Raw genomic sequence first — 19,156 nt, forward strand, 5'->3', positions numbered from 1 at the left:
TAAACTGTGTGAATATTACTGACAATTAACTCGCCAATTTCAAACCAATAATACCGAAAACAATCATCGCTAAACTCAATAAACGATAAATATTGGCGGATTCACCAAAAACGATAATACCAAAGATAGCCGTACCAACGGCACCAATACCGGTCCAAATGGCGTAAGCCGTACCCGCAGGTAAGCCTTTCATCGCATACGATAACATCCCCATACTCACGATCATCGCACTGATCGTAATAATACTTGGTGTTAAACGGGTAAAACCATGAGTGTATTTAAGACCAACCGCCCACACAATTTCTAATAGGCCAGCGACAAAGAGAATTATCCAAGACATAAACTACCCCTATTGATAATTGGGGTCGTCCCCTGAATATACAGATTAAAAAGCTGGGTCGTCCCAGCCTTTGAAAAGTGAAAATAGAGTATAAGAAAAAGTCAGCAACCATGCAAATAGTATTAAATTTGCTCAAGCACGTTTAGCTGTACTTTCCTCACCATAGAGAAAAGCACTCACATCATCTTCGACTTCCCCCATCGCCATCAATGCGTTAAGAGTTTCTTGTGCTTCTTGTTCGTTAACGATACTCATGGCAAAACCTACATGCACTAATACCCACTTGCCAATCATCGTATCAGGCTCGCCTTCACAAACTAATGCGATATTCACTTCACGCTTAACACCACAAACATCGACCAATGCATTTTCAGTGATGGTTTTTCCCACTTCAACAACTTGACCTGGAATACCAAGGCACATAACAACCCCTATTCGATCTCTATTTGTTTTATGCGCATTGCATCGTCATTCTCAACCCGCAAATTTTGACTACCACAAGCAGGACAACCTGCATTAAAAGTCGAAACAGTCACCACTTGATGGCAATCCCAACACCATGCTTTAGCTGGGATAACCTCAATATGTAGCTGGCAACCTTGTGCGATAGTATCTCGACAAACAATATCAAAGCAAAACTCAAGTGCAGAGACTTCAACACAAGATAGTGCGCTGATCTCCATCCAAACGCTTTTTACTTTTTGCGCATTATTTAATTTAGCTTGTGAGTCAATTATCTCAAATGCGCTCTGGCAAAGCGTGATTTCATGCATGTCTATACCTTACTTGAAGCAGGATAAATAATAGCAACTATAGTATCAGGACATAGTTGCTTTATTCTTGATCTTAGAACAATAAATCAGCGCCTGTTTCAAAAGCCGCTTTACGACGACGCTCTTTAACCATATCTTCAAGTGCATCTCTATCAATACAGACTAATGCCTGCGTTGGGCAGACCTCAACACAAGCAGGACCTTCAGCACGGTGATGACATAAATCACATTTATTGGCTTCAGCTTTAAATGCTTCAATCGTATTGAGAGCGGTTAATTTACGCATAACTGGACGAGAAACCACTTCCATAGTGCCATAAGGACAAGCCAAGACACAGGTTTTACAACCAATGCATTTATCCTGATCGACATAGTAATAATCTTTATTATGAATAATGGCACCATTAGGACAGACATTGGCACAAGGAGCATCTTCACATTGATGGCAGACAACTGCGGTACTAATTGAAAAGCCTTTCACCACATGAATGCGTGGTTGGAAATTTTGCTCACTAATTTGGTCGATTGCTAAATTATCTTGGGAAGCTTGCTGATGTGAAACAACACATGCTACTTCACAGGTATGGCAACCAATACACTTTTTAGGGTCTGCAATGATGAAACGGTTCATCATATTCTCCTGCTGTTTGTTATATATAGCCGTTATATTGGCGATAAACGCAATTAATTATCTAATTTAGAATAACAATTAGGTATCTATATATTAGATATAGCATGGTTCATGCCAATCTATTTTTAAATTAACTAATCCTTATTTTTCAATTAACTAATTTGCAAATAAAAATGATTATTAATTAGGAAAATTATATTTCGTCAATTTATTCGACATTTTTGACGATCTAATCAATCAATATATAAATAAATATATATCGATTTGTTAAATTTATATTTTTTACTTTCCCGTTAAATAAGAAAATAGCGGTTTGGATCAAAAATGACTCAGTCATTGATATAAATTTATAATAAAGCGATTACAATATAGTTAATTTTTTAGGGCAATCGGTGGTGTCATGAAATTAAGCAGTAACAATGCTGAAACTATGGAGAGCCTTCGCAGTGAGCGGAATCAATATCGTATACTTGTCGATATTACAAATTCTGTATTAGCGCATCTAGACATGGATGGCCTCATTTCTGAAGTATCTAAAGAAATACATCGTTTTTTCGGACTTAATCATATTAGTCTGATGTTATGTCGTACTTCATCACAAAATAGTCATGAAGGTATTCTTTATTCTAGTCGTTATCAGACAGGAAAATCTGTCATTCGTCAACAACGTAAGTTCAGTAGCGCCAATAACAAAGCCGAAGAAATTATTCATCAAAACAAACCCGTTTTAATCGATATCAATAAAGAAGATCAAGACGATGTTTTGATTAAACGTCTCGTAAAACAAAATATGCAGACGGCTTTGTTATTGCCACTGGCTTTTAACCGTAAACCGCTAGGTTTATTAATCCTAGCGCATGAAATAAGTAGTGTTTTTACTGAAGAAACTTGTCAATTATTGCAACAAATTGCCGCGCGCATCGGGATTGCAATTGAAAATGCCGCCGCTTATGAAGAGATAACTCACCTTAAAGATAGCCTTAAGAACGAAAATATTTGGCTTAATGAACAAATAAATAGAAATGGTAGTTTTAGCGAGATTATTTATCAAAGCGATGCCATGCATAATGTACTAGAACAAATTGAGTTAGTCGCTCAAAGTGACAGTACTGTACTTATCTTAGGCGAAACAGGTACTGGTAAAGAGTTAATTGCACGAGCGATCCATCGTTTAAGTCATCGTAAAAATAAGACGATGATAAAAATGAATTGTGCAGCAGTACCTTCCGGTCTGTTAGAAAGTGATCTTTTTGGACATGATAAAGGCGCTTTTACGGGTGCAACACATGCCCATGTGGGTCGATTTGAAATGGCAGATAAAAGTACGCTTTTTCTCGATGAAATTGGCGATATGCCCATTGAATTACAGCCAAAACTATTACGGGTTCTCCAAGAGCGTGAAATTGAAAGATTAGGTGGTAATAAAGTTATTCCTGTAGATGTACGCTTAATTGCAGCGACCAATAAAGATTTATGTGAACTGACGGATGAAGGGGAATTTCGAGAAGATCTCTATTATCGTCTGAATGTTTTTCCTATTATTATCCCGCCATTACGGGAGCGACCTGAAGATATCCCCTTATTGGCAAAATATTTTACGCAAAAAATTGCCCGCCGCATGGATAGAAAAATAGACTGTATTCCAACACATGCTTTGGAGCAATTAACCCATTATCCTTGGCCGGGAAATGTACGAGAGCTTGAAAATATTATTGAGCGTGCGGTTATTTTAACTCGAGGCTCTACGCTAAATTTGCAACTAAAAGAGTTAAATATCAATAAACCATCTCGTTTAAAACAAGTGCTTTCGCAACCATCAGCCATAGAAAAAAAGATGCAAACTAGCGCACCTGAAAGTGATGATGAAGAGCGTGAGCGGATAATACAAGCCCTTAGAGAAACTAACGGTGTAGTGGCTGGTGCCAGAGGTGCGGCATTAAAATTAGGATTAAAAAGAACCACCTTATTATCACGTATGCAACGCTTAGGTATTTCCATTCCTGAAATTCTTTAGTTTTACGACCACTACAGCCGATATTGTAAAACGAGTGTAATTAATTTGTTACACTCGTTTTTTTCTGTCCATTGGCAACTTTTTTATCCCTATCTATAATTTTAGTGGTTATATTTCTTTAATTATTATCACTAGTTAATTAACGCTAACTTATTATAAGAATATAAATAATCCATGGAGCATATTACCTATGAATGACCTGCTTACGAATAAAATTAATAAAATAAAAGAAGAATATAAAAATAATAAATATGTTTTTATTCCACAAAAAATAGTTATTGATTTAATAAAACAATTAGGTGCAACAGAGAAAGATATAGATACACTCATAGAATATGGTGATTATCTCGCGCAAGATCCTACATTGTCGTTTCGTCACTCTCGCACCGGACGCTACCTTTTCGATAATGAGGCTAAAACCATTTCACGACTAGAGTATCAACCTTTTGTCCTCACTGAAGAAGATGGCTTTATTCGTGAAGATAGCGGTGCACAAAGACACTTTCGAGCAATTGACGATCGCTGGCAAAGCAATACCGCTTACCAAGCATTATTAAAATTGAAAATGCTCCTGATTGAAGGAAATCGATTTACACCACGTCGCTTAACCGATCAACAATCCCCTAAATCAATTTCAACGGTATTTCATTTAAGACTCATTGCTGAACCTAATTCGTTAAGTGAGCTTTCTATTGAAGGGGTGCATAAAGATGGTGTTGATCACACCATGATTGTCATGATGAATAAAAATAATGTAAAAAATAATTCCGGCGCATTACGTGTTCATTCTCCTCAAGAAGCAATAGGTACACCTTGGCAAGATATTAATCCTAATAATGTTCTCTATGAGCATAATAATGCCCAATATCTGGATATATTGTTAATTGCGGATAATGAGTTAAATCATAGTGGTACACCTATTTTTACGCATGACAATAACCACTTTGCTTATCAGGATTTTATTGTTTTATTATCCCGTTATCCAACCGTAGATACTCATCCATCACATCAGTTTGATTCAACCCAATTACATCCCGATTTACCACTAACGTTACATTTAAATAAGCAAGTAGCCTAATCATAAAGCGATAAAAAACCGAGCTTACTGATATCTAGATCAGTCATGCTCGGTTTTCGGACAGAAAATAAATATTAATCAGCAAAGTTAGCCTTCAGCGGCTTCTCTTAAACGACGTTTAATATTGTTATATTCTGTTTTTACATAGTGCTCAGCTTGAGCTTGATCTTTAATTGACTCAACACAAACCGCACAATATTTATACTCAGGTGTTTTGGTTATTGGACTTAAGTTTTCTGCAACTAGTTCGTTACAAGCCCCAATCCACCATTGGTAAGTCATATATACCGCACCTTTATTTGGTCTATCACTGACCGCAGCACGAGTAATAACCTTACCTTGTCGAGAGCGTATCCAAACCAACTCTTGATCTTTAATTCCTAACTGTTTGGCATCTTCAGTGTTTAATTGAACATAACCGGGTTCATCAGCCAATGCAGCTAATGCTTTACAGTTACCTGTCATTGAACGACAAGAGTAATGTCCAACTTCACGAACCGTTGCCAATACCATTGGGAACTCATCAGAGAGTTGATCAATAGGTGGCGCCCACTCACAAGTATAGAATTGACCTTTACCATTAGGAGTATCGAACTTACCGCCTTCATAAAGATATTGTGTACCTGGGCTATCTTCTGTTGGGCAAGGCCATTGAATATACGCCAAATCAGCCATTTTTTCGTAAGTTGCACCATAATAAATCGGGCATAACTCACGCAACTCATCCCAAATTTCTTTGGTGTTGTTGTAATGCATTGGATAACCCATTGCTGTTGCCATTAAGCTGATTATTTGCCAGTCTGTTTTAACATCACCAACAGGCTCTACCGCTTTATAGAAACGCTGGAATCCACGGTCTGCTGATGTGTACACCCCTTCATGTTCACCCCATGATGTGGCAGGGAAAACAACATCAGCAATCGATGCAGTTTTGGTCATAAAGATATCTTGTACTATCAGTAAATCGAGTTTTTCAAAGGTTCTACGAATAGTGGCTAAATCTGGCTCAGTTTGTAGTGGATCTTCCCCCATCACATAGTGTGCTTTAATTAAACCATGGTCGATATTATGAGGAACTTCACTAAGCGCATAGCCTACTTCTTCAGGCATCGATTCAATGCCCCAAGCTTTGGCAAATTTTTCACGCGCTTTCGCATCAGTAACATACTGATAGCCTGGTAGCGTATTAGGTAGTGCTCCCATATCGCAAGCACCCTGTACGTTATTTTGACCACGAACAGGACCTACCCCAACATATTTCTTACCAAGATTACCGGTTAATAATGCTAAGCTAGTGAGTGAACGAACGGTTTCAACCCCTTGATAGAACTGTGTTACCCCCATTCCCCACAAGATTGTCGCCGTTTCCGCTTTGGCATACATACGCGCTGCTTCACGGATAATTTGTGCACTTAACCCCGTTGTTTTTTCTACCGACTCAGGGGTGTAACTTGCGACTAATTGGCAATACTCATCAAATTGCTCGGTATGATTTTCAATAAAGGATTTATCGTATAATTTTTCCTCTATGATCACATTGGCAATAGCATTTAGCAGTGCAATATTAGAACCATTTTTCAATGCTAAGTGTAAATCAGCCAAGCGAGCTGTTTCGATATAGCGTGGATCACAACAATAATTTTGGCACCCTTTTCTTTCGCCTTCACAATACGGCGAGCGACAATAGGATGCGAGTCTGCGGCATTATAACCGAAGACAAATAGACATTTGGTATCCTCAATCTCAACGATTGAGTTGCTCATAGCACCATTACCGACCGAACGCTGCAGACCTGCAACCGAAGGGCCGTGTCAGACACGAGCACAGCAGTCTATATTATTATTTCCGATAACCGCACGAGCAAATTTCTGCATAACGAAGTTAGCTTCATTACCAGGTCCTCGTGATGAACCGGTTGTCATAATAGCTTTAGCGCCATATTTCTCTTTGATAGCAAGTAGTTTGCTACTCGCAAACTCAATAGCTTCATCCCAAGAAACCGCTTCTAATTTTCCACCTCTTTCACGGCGGATCATAGGTGTTTTAAGGCGTGGAGTCAGTATCTTAGTATCATGGATAAAATCCCATCCATAATACCCTTTCAGACACAGCTCACCTTGGTTTGTTAAACCATTGGCTCCTTCAGCGCCAATGATTTTACCGTTTTCCACCTTCAGGTAGATTTTGCATCCTGAGGCGCAATACGGACAGACCGTGATGACTTTTTTCATCAACATTGCTCCTGTGTTCATCAACTTTCAGGTTAATACCCGATTCTCTCCTTTATCTATGCAGAGACTGTGCCAAATAAGCCATTATTTTAAATATTTTATAATTAGATGAAAAACAAAGAAAAATAACAGACAGTTATCAGTAATAAGATGAGTAAGAGACAAAAAGGAAACAATTATCGACACTAATGACGATTTTTCTGTCGACGATGAGCAAGCAGTAATAGCAAAGATTAATCGGTCTAATTAACACGATTTTCTCTATGTATTCTTCTCATCAATAAAATTATTATTTTTCAATAAATACAATTAGTTATTTTTATTTAACAACTAAACACATCATTATTTGATGACAATATGATAATTTGACTTGCTATATTCTTATTTAGGTAAATTTTTAAGAATTAATATTTTGAATAACAATTTATTCGCAAGAAAAAAGGTGAAAAACAATAAAAAAAAAGCCCATAATACTGAACCTGAAAACAACAATGCGGTCTTAAAGACCTCTACACCCCAAAAATTTGATAATAGCTCAACATGCAAAAATTAAAGTTTTTACGATTTTCAAAAGAAAAAGTTTCTCTTTTTTTAGCTGTCTATATTGGTTTATTTCTTAATCTTTCCGTTTACATTGGCCGTTATGGCACACAGAATTCTCACAACTCCCTCATTGAAAGTTTATATATACTGGGTGAAGTTGCAGTAAACATTGCCTTTACTTTCTTCTTATTACGACTTATTTCTTTTTGTGGCACACTATTTTTTAAAATAGTCGCCTCTTTTATTCTGCTCATTAGTGTTTGTGCTAGTTACTATATCTCTTTCTTTGATGTAGTTATTGGCTATGGCATTATTATTTCTACGCTCACCACAGATATCGATTTATCAAAAGAGCTGATTAGCCCTAATGTGATTATTTGGATTATTGGGTTATCTATTTTACCCCTAGCGCTAACTTGGTTATGTAAGAAACCAGAAAAAAATATAACTCAGCAGCAAAAGAAAAAAATCTGGATCAAAAATACGGTCAAAATGCTCGTAATTGCTCTTGCGGTATTTGCCTATCTAAAAACCTTAGATTCGAAACAAAAAGCCTATGAAATCAAGAATAACTTAGATTTGCCAAGCTACAGCGGTGGTTTAAGTTACGCCTATTTACCGACCAACTGGATTATTCCTTTATTTCAATATGCGATAACACAGTACGACGACCACTTTAATAGCCAGAATATCTTTGATCCCGCGGATAACTTTACCTATATACCGTCAAAAGCCAATGAAGATGTCTATGTGGTCTTTATTATTGGCGAGACAGCAAGGTGGGATCATATGGGGCTATTCGGTTATGAAAGACAAACCAATCCCTTATTAAGCCAAGAAAAAAATCTGATTGCTCTGAAAGGTATCTCTTGCGATACAGCAACAAAACTTTCGCTAAAATGTATGTTTGTGCGTGAAAATGGTACAGAAAATAACGATCAGCGAACGTTAAAAGAGAACAATATTTTCTCAGTATTACATCAGCTAGGAATGACATCAGAACTCTTTTCAATGCAAAGTGAGCTTTGGTTTTACAATAAGCTTGATTTAGATAACTATGCCATGAAAGAGATGATGACCGCCAAAAATAGTAATTTTGGCAAAGAATTAGATGATACTTTGCTTATTAACGAAGTCGCAGATTCCGTTGCTCACTATTCTAAAGGTAACCACTTAGTGATTTTACACACTAAAGGTTCACACTTTATGTACTCGCAACGTTACCCAAACGCATTTAAAAAATACCAACCTGAATGCTTAAACGTTGACGATGAGTGCACCAAAGAGCAGCTCGTCAATGCTTATGATAACTCTATTCTTTATACTGATTACTTTATTGATGGTGTACTTAATACCTTGCGTGATAAAAAAGCCATTGTGTTTTATACCTCAGATCACGGCGAGTCAATTTCAGAAAAAGGTGGCTTACACGGCACACCAAAAGAAATTGCACCACCAGAACAATTTAAAGTGCCTTTCTTAGTGTGGATGTCAGATAGCTATTTAGCTGAGCCTGAAAATAAACAGTTATTTGATAATCTCAAACGAAATCAAGATAATAACCGGACTTTCTATCATCATAATATTTTTGACTCGATATTAGGCTGTCTAGGTTACTCATCACCCGATGGGGGGATTAATAATCAAAATAATCTCTGTTTTGGTGACATAGCTAGCGAAACACATTAAGTCGTGTCTAATCAATAAAAACCCCATGTTTAAGATTAAGCATGGGGTTTTTACTCGCTGAGATTAAAATAATGGCTTATTTAAAGTCAGCATCTGTATACAGGTGTGTTGCTTGAATTTCTTTGACGTTTCTTGCACCACCTAACATCATATTAATTCTTAACTCTTTATTTAATTGCTCGATAACTGAATTCACACCTTCAGCACCGCCTAAATTTAATCCATAAAGAATTGGACGTCCCACAGCAACAACATCTGCACCACTCGCTAGCGCTTTAAAGACATGTGAGCCACGACGAACTCCACTATCGAAAACGATAGGAACACGTTTGTTCACGACTTTGGCAATGGCTGGTAATACATCAATGGTTGCTGGTGCACTATCTAACTGACGACCACCATGATTAGACACCCAAATCGCATCAGCACCCGCTTTAATTGCAGTATCGGCATCTTCAGGTGATTCAATACCTTTCACAATGACTGGTAAACCTGACATCTTTTTCACATATTGAATATCCGCAGGAGTAAATGCTTGTTTAGCTTGAGCATAGATCTCACTAATACCCGAACCTTTACCTGTTTTTGATTTATCATCACTGATTTTGGCGAATGCTTCCAAATTGGCAAAACCTAATGGGAATTGAAAACTATTTTTAATATCATCTTCACGATATCCCCCCACAGGAGAATCAACCGTTAAAATAATACCTTTCGCGCCATACTGTTTTGCTTGCGATAAAATATACTGATTAAACGCGTCGTTTTTACTCATATATAGCTGAAAAAAGAACGGATAACCCGGTTGTGCTTGCGCGACTTCTTTAATGGTTTTATTACCATAAGTACTTAATGAGAAAATAGAGCCCGCTTTCGCCATACCTTTTGCTGTGGCAACTTCGCCTTGTTGATGAGCAAGCCCTTGGGCTGCCATCGGTGCCTGAATAATAGGCGTATCTAATTTAATACCTAAAAATTCTGTTTTTAAATTCAGATCGGAAAATTCAATCCCTTGTAATGCACGAGGCATAATATATTTTTTATTAAATGCATTTGTATTAGAACGCAAGTTATTTTCGTCTTCAGCACCACCACGAATATAACCGAAAGCGCCTTTATCCATATTTTCTTTTACTTGATTTTCAAGAGCATCTAAATTAACTATTTTGATTGGATGTTCTGCGGTACTCGCTTTATATTCAGTCGCTTGCACAACTCCCACACTTAATGCCATAGCAATTGCAGTCGTTTTTAACAATGTATGTTTCATTATCTCCCCCTATGTAGGAATTAATGGATTATATTTATAGTTTAAGAAACAACGCTCAGATTATAAGAATAAATATAAACTCTATTTTTATAGAAACTTAAAATAATCGTTCTGATTTTTTAATATATAATAATTAAATAAATCAAATGTAACTTAATAAAAATTAGGTCATTAATGAAAATATATATAATTATTTAAATATCATGATATTTAAATAACATAATGACATTTTAAAAAATAATCTTGATGTCGTTAAAAGCGAGTATAAGCTGACTATGGAAATAATGTATCTAAAGATTATTGCTTTAAGCATTCAAAAAATTTGTTTAAGTTAAAAAAAACCCCCGCGGGCGGGGGTGAGATAAGCGCAATTAAAAGTCTCAAATCAACTCAGGAGAAAAATACCTTTAGTGTCGATTACGAACAATTTGGTAACGGCGCGTTAGATACTCAATTGGCACGCTCCAAATATGAACTAAACGGCAGAATGGGAACAATAAAAAAATCGTCATACCTAGGAATATGTGCAATTTAAAAATAAGTGCAACACCTTCAAGATTTGCCGAAGCACCGCCATGGAATGTCACAATAGCTTGCGCCCATGCCACCAGCTTCATCATCTCACTACCATCCATATGCTGTGCAGAGAATGGGATAGTCAATAAGCCGAGTGCAACTTGGACAACCAGCAAGGTTAAGATCATGATGTCACCAAATGACGATGTTGCTCTTACTCGTGCATTCGTCAAACGACGTTTTAACAGCATAATGCCGCCAATCAGCATTAACACACCACAAGTACCACCACCAACCATCGCCATAATTTGTTTATATTCAATTGGTAGAAAAGATTGATACATCCAGTGTGGCGTTAACATCCCCAGAAAATGACCTGCAAAAATGCCGATAATACCAATATGGAATAAGTTCGAAGCAAGTCGCATGTTTTTCTTGTCTAACATCTGACTGGAGCCTGCACGCCATGTATATTGACCATAATCATAACGTAACCAACTACCGATAAGAAAAACAGCACCAGCAATATAGGGGTAGATATCAAAAAACAACATATTAACGTAATTCATTTTTGTGCTCCCATATCTAGCGAATTACCGACATTGAGATATTGAACAGGCGTTTCTTGCGCAAAACGTCGCTGATGCTGGCTAATATTGTTACTACCACATTGCGCACTTTCACCTAGAAACGTCACTTGCTCTTCTTCCCATACGGCATCTAATGCAGCCGGCGTATCATCTACAGGCTCTTTTTCTACTTGAGCCGCCAGTTGTGAAGCGTCTAACTCACTTTGTGAGAGACAAAGCAATACATCAAAAAGAGCGTGATAATCACTGCCTCGCTGTTTTAAACGCTCACTCAGCAATGCCAAAATAGGGGCAATATTATTAAGCCCTTCAATACTTTCATCGGTAGGCAATAGCGTTAAATACTCAAGGTAAGTAATCAGGCAATTCACGACTACTTAAGGTGATCCCTGCTTGTTGATACTGATTAAGCAGATCAACCATTGCCTGACCACGATCACGCGATTCACCATGTACATGTTCAAATAACAATAGCGATCTCGCTCTACCTCGATCAAAAATCTCACTGTAATTCGCTTGTGCATCCAGCAGATCTTGCTGCGTGAGTTCACGAATAAACGCCATTAATTTTGCGACTTGCGTGACAGGAAGCTCGTCAGCTTCCTGCAATGCATCAATGATCTCATTACGATGTTCCCAGAGATCTTCGCTGGGATAATCCAATAACAGAGAAATAACTTTCAAAGAGATCATCATATTTTCTCCTCAGAACGGCGCTCATCTTGAGGAGTTTTGGAAGTGATATCGATGGCATCAATACGATGGCTATTAAACAGATTAAATTTACTCTCGCTGCCATGACAACCATCACCAAAACTAAAACCACAGCCGTTACGCTCAGGAAAAGCTTCTCTTGCTAACTCACGATGGCTAGAAGGAATAACAAAGCGATCTTCATAATTGGCAATCGCCAAATAGCGATACATCTCTTGTGCCTGTGCTTCGGTTAATCCCACTTGCTCTAATGCTGTCAAATCGGTTTTACCTTCTACCGTTTCTGCGCGTTTATAATGGCGCATTGCCAACATTCTTTTTAATGCTAATAACACTGGCGCTGTATCGCCTGCGGTCAGCAAATTAGCCAAATATTGGACAGGAATACGTAAACTTTCTACATCCGGTAATACTCCCGTATGTGGCAACACTCCTGCATCAGCCGCAGATTGAATAGGTGACAGAGGTGGCACATACCACACCATAGGTAAAGTACGATATTCAGGGTGTAATGGTAATGCCAGCTTCCAATCCACCGCCATTTTATAAACCGGCGAACGTTGGGCTGCATCAATCACACTTAATGGAATACCTTGCTCTTCTGCAGCTTTAATAACTTCAGGATCGAAGGGATCTAAAAAGATATCTATTGACTTTGGTATAAGTCTTTTTCATTATCAGCACTGGCGGCTTGTGAAATTTTATCTGCGTCATACAGCATCACACCAAGATAACGAATACGTCCAACACAGGTTTCTGAGCATAGGGTTGGTTGACCTGATTCGATGCGCGGATAACAGAAAATACATTTTTCTGACTTACCGCTTTTCCAGTTAAAGTAGATTTTTTTGTATGGACACCCTGTTAAACACATACGCCAACCACGACACTTATCTTGATCGATAAGCACAATACCATCCTCAGCACGTTTATAAATCGCACCACTTGGACAGGTCGCGACACAAGCAGGATTTAAGCAGTGTTCACATAAACGAGGTAAATACATCATAAATGTATTTTCAAACTGCCCATACATCTCTTTTTGCATATTGGCGAAGTTTTTATCCGCAGCACGTTTGCTAAATTCGCCCCCTAAATCATCTTCCCAGTTTGGGCCTTTTTCGATCTTGGTCATACGCTGACCTGTTATCAACGAACGAGGACGTGCGGTGGGTAATGAGCCTTCTGGTGCATTTTTTAAATGCTCATAGTCATAATCAAATGGCTCATAATAATCATCTAATGCTGGCACATCTGGGTTGGCAAAAATCTTTGATAATAGCCCAACACGGTTACCCATTCTTGGTACTAATTTACCTTTAATATTTTTGATCCAGCCGCCTTTCCACTTCTCTTGATCTTCCCAATTTTGGGGATACCCTGTACCCGGTTTAGTTTCAACATTATTAAACCAAGCGTATTCCACACCTTCACGACTGGTCCAAACATTTTTACAGGTTACTGAACAGGTATGGCAACCGATACATTTGTCGAGGTTCAGTACCATACCGACTTGTGAACGAATTTTCATTATGCCTTCTCCTGTCCATTCAGGGTTTGTTGATAAGCATCGCCTTCACCATCAAGCCAATCAATCTGTTTCATCTTACGTACCACAACAAATTCATCGCGGTTAGAGCCCACAGTTCCATAGTAGTTAAAGCTATAAGCCAACTGAGCGTATCCACCAATCATATGGGTCGGTTTAGGGCAAACACGCGTCACGGAGTTATGAATACCGCCACGCATTCCGGTTATTTCAGAGCCTGGTAGGTTTATTTGGCGCTCTTGTGCGTGATACATATAAATCATGCCATCAGGAATACGTTGGCTCACAATCGCTCTTGCGGTTAACGCACCATTACTGTTGTATGCTTCAACCCAATCGTTATCACTAATACCCATCTCTTTAGCATCATCTTCACTCAGCCAAACCACAGGGCCACCACGACCGAGGGTTAACATCAGTAAGTTATCGCTATACGTTGAGTGAATACCCCATTTTTGGTGAGGCGTCAGGAAGTTCAGCGCTTTTTCTGGGAAGCCGTTCGGTTTTTTACCTTTCACGGCTTCGATTGCCTTAGTATCAATAGGTGGACGATAAACCACTAAACTTTCGCCATAAGCACGCATCCACTCATGATCTTGATATAACTGCTGACGGCCACTTAAAGTACGCCAAGGGATCATCTCGTGAACATTGGTATAACAAGCGTTATAAGAGACATGCTCATCTTCCAGACCAGACCATGTAGGACTTGAAATGATTTTACGAGGTTGAGCAACGATATCGCGGAAACGAATTTTCTCATCTTCTTTTACTTTAGCTAAATGAGTGTGATCGCGTCCTGTCACTTTACTTAGAGCATCCCACGCTTTTACCGCCACTTGACCATTCGTTTCAGGTGCTAAAGAGAGGATAACTTCGGCTGCATCAATTGCGGTTTCAATCGCCGGGCGCCCTTTTGCCACACCGTCATGACGAACGCGATTAAGTTTTTTCAGGAAATCAACTTCTGTCTGTGTATTCCAACCGATCCCTTTACCGCCATTACCTAATTTATCCATTAACGGCCCAAGTGAGGTAAAACGAGCATAGGTATTTGGATAATCACGCTCCACAGGAATAAGATGCGGTGCAGTTTTCCCCGGGATAAGGTCACATTCACCTTTTTTCCAATCTTTGACATCAAATGGTTGTGCCATTTCAGCCGCGGAGTCATGCTGTATTGGCTGTGTCACTAAATCGGTTTCAACCCCTAAATGACCGACACACAATTTAGAGAAGGTTTTAGCAATACCTTTATAAATTTCCCAATCGGTTTTAGACTCCCAAGCGGGATCTACCGCGGCGGTTAATGGATGAATAAATGGATGCATATCCGAGGTATTCATATCATCTTTTTCATACCATGTGGCGGTTGGTAACACGATATCGGAGAACAGACAGGTACTTGACATACGAAAGTCTAAAGTCACCACTAAATCGACCTTACCCTCACCGCCTTTATCTTGCCATTCCACTTCTTGTGGCTTAACTTGGCCTTGTTCACCTAAATCTTTACCTTGTAATCCATTTTCCGTCCCTAATAGATATTTCAGTAAATATTCATGCCCTTTACCTGCAGATCCCAATAAATTAGAACGCCAAATAAATAAGTTACGAGGGAAGTTTTGCGGATTATCCGGTTGCTCTGATGCAAAACGGATCTCACCTGATTTCAGAGCATTAACGGTATAATCCGTTGCACTGACGCCAGCTTGTTGAGCTTTTTTGGTAATAGATAATGGGTTAACGTTTAATTGCGGTGCTGACGGTAACCACCCCATACGCTCCGAACGCACATTCATATCAATTAAGCTACCGCTAAAGCGTGATTTATCTGCTAAAGGTGATAGTAATTCTGTCGGTGATACCGTTTCATAGCGCCATTGACTTGAATGATTATAGAAAAATGACGTGCTATTCATATGACGAGGTGGACGCTGCCAATCCAGACCAAAAGCTAATGGCAACCAACCTGTTTGTGGACGCAGTTTTTCTTGTCCCACATAGTGAGCCCACCCACCACCACTTTGGCCAATACAACCACAGAAGATAAGCATATTGATAATGCCACGGTAGGTCATATCCATGTGATACCAATGGTTAATGCCCGCACCGACAATCACCATTGAACGACCATGTGTTTTTTCTGCATTATCAGCAAATTCACGTGCAATGCGGATAATATCTTGACGGCTAACCCCTGTTACTTGTTCAGCCCATGCGGGTGAATAGGCTTTGATCTCATCATAGTTTGTCGCACAGTTTTCATCATTTAAACCACGATCGACACCATAGTTAGCCAGTAATAAGTCATAAACGGTAGTGACATATTTTTCTTCGCCATTGGCAAGAGTAATGCGTTTTGCTGGCAGTTTATGAACGAGAACATCATCAAGGGCAACACCTTCAAAGTATTCACTCTTGATGCCACCAAAGTAAGGAAATGCAACGTCAACCACATCATCATGGTTTTCTAAAAGACCCAATTGTAAAGTGACTTCTTCACCACTCTTACCGTCTTTAGGCTCTAGATTCCATTTGGCAGCGCCTTCCCAACGAAAACCCATTGAACCTTGAGGAGCGACCAATTGCTGTGTTTTCTCATCAATAGCAATGGTTTTCCATTCTGGATTTTTCTCCTGATCGAGATTGTTCACTAAATCAGCGGCACGTAGCATGCGACCCGCAACTAACTTGCCAGAGTCATGCTTATCTAACATCACTAACATTGGCATGTCAGTGTAAGTGCGCACATAGTTACTAAAGTATTCAGTTTGGCGTTTAACGTGGAATTCGTTAAGAATAACGTGTCCCATCGCCATTGCCATGGCGCTATCTGTACCTTGTTTTGGGTTTAACCACTGGTCACACAGTTTAGCAATTTCAGCATAATCAGGTGTTACTGCTACCGTTTTGGTGCCTTTATAACGAACTTCGGTAAAAAAGTGAGCATCTGGCGTACGGGTTTGAGGTACGTTTGAACCCCATGCAATCAGATAAGAAGAGTTATACCAGTCAGCTGACTCTGGCACATCTGTTTGCTCCCCCCAAGTCATTGGTGAGGCAGGTGGTAAATCACAATACCAATCGTAAAAACTTAAGCAAGCACCACCAATAAGAGATAAATAGCGGGCACCGGCGGCGTAAGACACCATTGACATTGCCGGAATAGGTGAGAAACCAATAATACGATCTGGGCCAAAAGTTTTAGCGGTATAGACGTTAGAAGCAGCAATAATTTCATTCACTTCAGACCATGAAGAGCGAACAAAACCACCACGACCACGAGCTTGTTTATAACTTTTCGTTTTTTCGGGAGCATTAACAATCGATGCCCATGCATCAACTGGATCAGCGTGTTGCGCTTTGGCTTCACGCCATAATTTGATCAGACGTTTACGCACCATTGGGTATTTAACGCGGTTAGCGCTATATAAATACCATGAATAGCTCGCACCACGCGGACAACCACGGGGTTCATGATCAGGCAGATCAGGACGAGTTCGTGGATAGTCTGTTTGCTGGGTTTCCCATGTTACTAAGCCGTTTTTGACATAAATTTTCCAGCTACATGATCCGGTGCAGTTAACACCATGTGTAGAACGCACGACTTTGTCATGCTGCCAACGGCTACGATAACTATTTTCCCAGTCGCGATTAACATTTAACTCTTGCCCGTGATCTTGTGAAAACGTATCACCAAGCTGTTTAAAATAGCGGAATCTATCGAGAAATTTACTCATCAGATACTCTCCCAATGCGCGTTAGCGCGCTCACATTGCGTATAATTCGTCATTATTATTTATTGTGTTTACGTCCATAGACCAACCAAGTGATCAGAACGCAGGCGATATAGAACAGAACGAAGATTTTCATTGCCCCAGCAGGTGAACCCGTCATCGCAAGGGATGTACCAAAGGCTTTAGGAATAAAGAAGCCACCAATCGCACCGATTGCAGAGATAAAACCCAATGCAGCTGCACTTTCTGTTACGGCTTCTTTTTGCGCAGCTTCATCTGAAGCCCCTTGTGCCTTCATGCGATCAATGGTGATTTTTCTAAATACCACGGCAATCATTTGGAATGTTGAACCACTGCCTAGCCCTGCAGTTAAAAACAGCACCATAAACACGCCATAGAAAGCAATAAACGATCCACCAGCACCATTTTCCGGTAGAGTTAAGAACAGGAGCACTGAGAAAATAGCCATAATGATAAAGTTGATAAGCGTCACTTTAATGCCACCAAATTTATCAGATAGCGCACCTCCCACAGGGCGAGCTAATGCTCCAAGTAAAGGACCAAAGAAGGCATAATGTAAAATGACAATATCGGGGAACTGGGTTTTCGATAACATTGCAAACCCGGCAGAAAAGCCGATAAAAGAACCAAAAGAGCACAGATAGAGGATACTGAGTAACCAAAGATGACCACGTTTTAAAACAGGTAGCTGTTGACTTAAAGAAGCTTTATTAGCAGCCAGATCATTCATGCCAAACCAAGCCGCAAAGGTAAAGATAAGCAAGAAAGGTACCCAAATCCACGCCGCATTCTCTAGCCATAAACGTGAGCCATCAGGTTGAACGACACCGGGGCCACTAAACATAGCAAAAACGCCCACACTGACAACCAAAGGCGCGATTAATTGCATCACGCTGACACCTAAGTTACCCAATCCGCCATTTAATCCTAATGCACCGCCTTGGTGTGCTTTAGGAAAAAAGAAGCTGATATTTGCCATACTCGATGCGAAGTTTGCACCAGCAAAACCACACAGCAGAGAGATAACGATAAAAGTGGAATAAGATGTCGTGAGATCTTGCACGGCAAACCCTAGCCAGAGACAAGGAATAATCAGAAATACCGTACTAATAGCCGTCCAACGACGACCACCAAAAATAGGAATAACAAAAGAGTAAGGGACACGTAGTAGCGCACCTGAAACAGAAGGTAGAGCAGTCAGCATAAAGAGCTGATCAGTGGTAAAATTAAAGCCAACCTTATTTAAATTGACAGCGACTGCACTAAATAGCATCCAGACGCAGAAGGATAGCAGTAGACAAGGAACAGAAATCCATAAATTACGCGATGCGATTTTTTGACCAGTTTTTTCCCAAAAAGCTTTATCTTCAGGATGCCAATTTTCGATCACCCCTTTTTTCATTTTTTCTGGGTGTTGAGAAAGTGCCATAACAACCTCGGTTAACGGTTAAATTGGC

11 protein-coding genes and 3 pseudogenes are annotated in these 19,156 nt (G+C 39.5%); 3 read left to right on the forward strand and 11 right to left on the reverse strand.

The features are described from left to right. Positions 1 to 25: 25 nt before the first annotated feature. The 4 genes from sugE to hydN form a co-directional block, all read right to left on the reverse strand. Positions 26 to 340, reverse strand: a complete 315-nt coding sequence (gene sugE, locus HMPREF3129_RS04990; protein ID WP_004245413.1) for a quaternary ammonium compound efflux SMR transporter SugE — start codon at positions 338 to 340, stop codon at positions 26 to 28. 132 nt (positions 341 to 472) lie between these two features. Further along, a complete protein-coding gene (gene hybG, locus HMPREF3129_RS04995) occupies positions 473 to 763 on the reverse strand; it encodes a hydrogenase maturation factor HybG (RefSeq protein ID WP_004245414.1) in 291 nt (96 codons plus the stop codon). Positions 764 to 771: 8 nt separating this feature from the next. Then, complete coding sequence (gene hypA, locus HMPREF3129_RS05000) at positions 772 to 1,113, reverse strand: hydrogenase maturation nickel metallochaperone HypA (RefSeq protein WP_004245415.1); 342 nt, start codon at positions 1,111 to 1,113, stop codon at positions 772 to 774. A gap of 73 nt (positions 1,114 to 1,186) precedes the next feature. Beyond that, positions 1,187 to 1,744, reverse strand: coding sequence for an electron transport protein HydN (hydN, locus tag HMPREF3129_RS05005; RefSeq protein WP_004248867.1), 558 nt, complete (start codon positions 1,742 to 1,744; stop codon positions 1,187 to 1,189). A 400-nt stretch (positions 1,745 to 2,144) separates the two neighbouring features. Between hydN and HMPREF3129_RS05010 the strand changes: the two genes are divergently transcribed. Together HMPREF3129_RS05010 and HMPREF3129_RS05015 are read left to right on the forward strand one after the other, a co-directional pair. Beyond that, on the forward strand, positions 2,145 to 3,758 hold the full coding sequence (locus HMPREF3129_RS05010) for a sigma 54-interacting transcriptional regulator (RefSeq protein ID WP_004245418.1): 1,614 nt from the start codon (positions 2,145 to 2,147) through the stop codon (positions 3,756 to 3,758). A 190-nt stretch (positions 3,759 to 3,948) separates the two neighbouring features. Then, a complete protein-coding gene (locus HMPREF3129_RS05015; RefSeq protein WP_036919682.1) occupies positions 3,949 to 4,836 on the forward strand; it encodes a 2OG-Fe dioxygenase family protein in 888 nt (295 codons plus the stop codon). An 87-nt stretch (positions 4,837 to 4,923) separates the two neighbouring features. Here HMPREF3129_RS05015 and fdhF read toward each other — a convergent pair. Next, positions 4,924 to 7,067 (reverse strand): annotated as a pseudogene (gene fdhF / locus HMPREF3129_RS05020) (formate dehydrogenase subunit alpha). A gap of 540 nt (positions 7,068 to 7,607) precedes the next feature. On the opposite strand from fdhF, the gene eptB reads away from it, so the two are divergent. Beyond that, positions 7,608 to 9,299, forward strand: a complete 1,692-nt coding sequence (gene eptB, locus HMPREF3129_RS05030) for a kdo(2)-lipid A phosphoethanolamine 7''-transferase (protein WP_070486851.1) — start codon at positions 7,608 to 7,610, stop codon at positions 9,297 to 9,299. 76 nt (positions 9,300 to 9,375) lie between these two features. Here eptB and HMPREF3129_RS05035 read toward each other — a convergent pair whose 3' ends face one another. The 6 genes and pseudogenes from HMPREF3129_RS05035 to HMPREF3129_RS05060 form a co-directional block, all read right to left on the reverse strand. Beyond that, positions 9,376 to 10,569, reverse strand: coding sequence for a lactate oxidase (locus HMPREF3129_RS05035; protein ID WP_004245423.1), 1,194 nt, complete (start codon positions 10,567 to 10,569; stop codon positions 9,376 to 9,378). Positions 10,570 to 10,976: 407 nt separating this feature from the next. Beyond that, positions 10,977 to 11,654, reverse strand: a complete 678-nt coding sequence (gene narI / locus HMPREF3129_RS05040) for a respiratory nitrate reductase subunit gamma (protein WP_004245424.1) — start codon at positions 11,652 to 11,654, stop codon at positions 10,977 to 10,979. After that, positions 11,651 to 12,368 (reverse strand): annotated as a pseudogene (gene narJ, locus HMPREF3129_RS05045) (nitrate reductase molybdenum cofactor assembly chaperone). Before narJ ends, narI begins: the two are co-directional and overlap by 4 nt. After that, positions 12,368 to 13,920 (reverse strand): annotated as a pseudogene (gene narH / locus HMPREF3129_RS05050) (nitrate reductase subunit beta). The pseudogenes narJ and narH overlap by 1 nt, the downstream one beginning before the upstream one ends. After that, positions 13,920 to 17,681 (reverse strand): nitrate reductase subunit alpha, encoded by a 3,762-nt coding sequence (locus HMPREF3129_RS05055; protein ID WP_070486853.1) that lies wholly within the window; start codon positions 17,679 to 17,681, stop codon positions 13,920 to 13,922. The pseudogene narH and the gene HMPREF3129_RS05055 overlap by 1 nt, the downstream one beginning before the upstream one ends. A 55-nt stretch (positions 17,682 to 17,736) precedes the next feature. Then, positions 17,737 to 19,128, reverse strand: a complete 1,392-nt coding sequence (locus HMPREF3129_RS05060; RefSeq protein ID WP_004245428.1) for a NarK family nitrate/nitrite MFS transporter — start codon at positions 19,126 to 19,128, stop codon at positions 17,737 to 17,739. Between the last annotated feature and the right edge of the window lie 28 nt (positions 19,129 to 19,156).

Source organism: Proteus sp. HMSC14B05, assembly GCF_001808035.1.
GTDB lineage: Bacteria > Pseudomonadota > Gammaproteobacteria > Enterobacterales > Enterobacteriaceae > Proteus > Proteus mirabilis.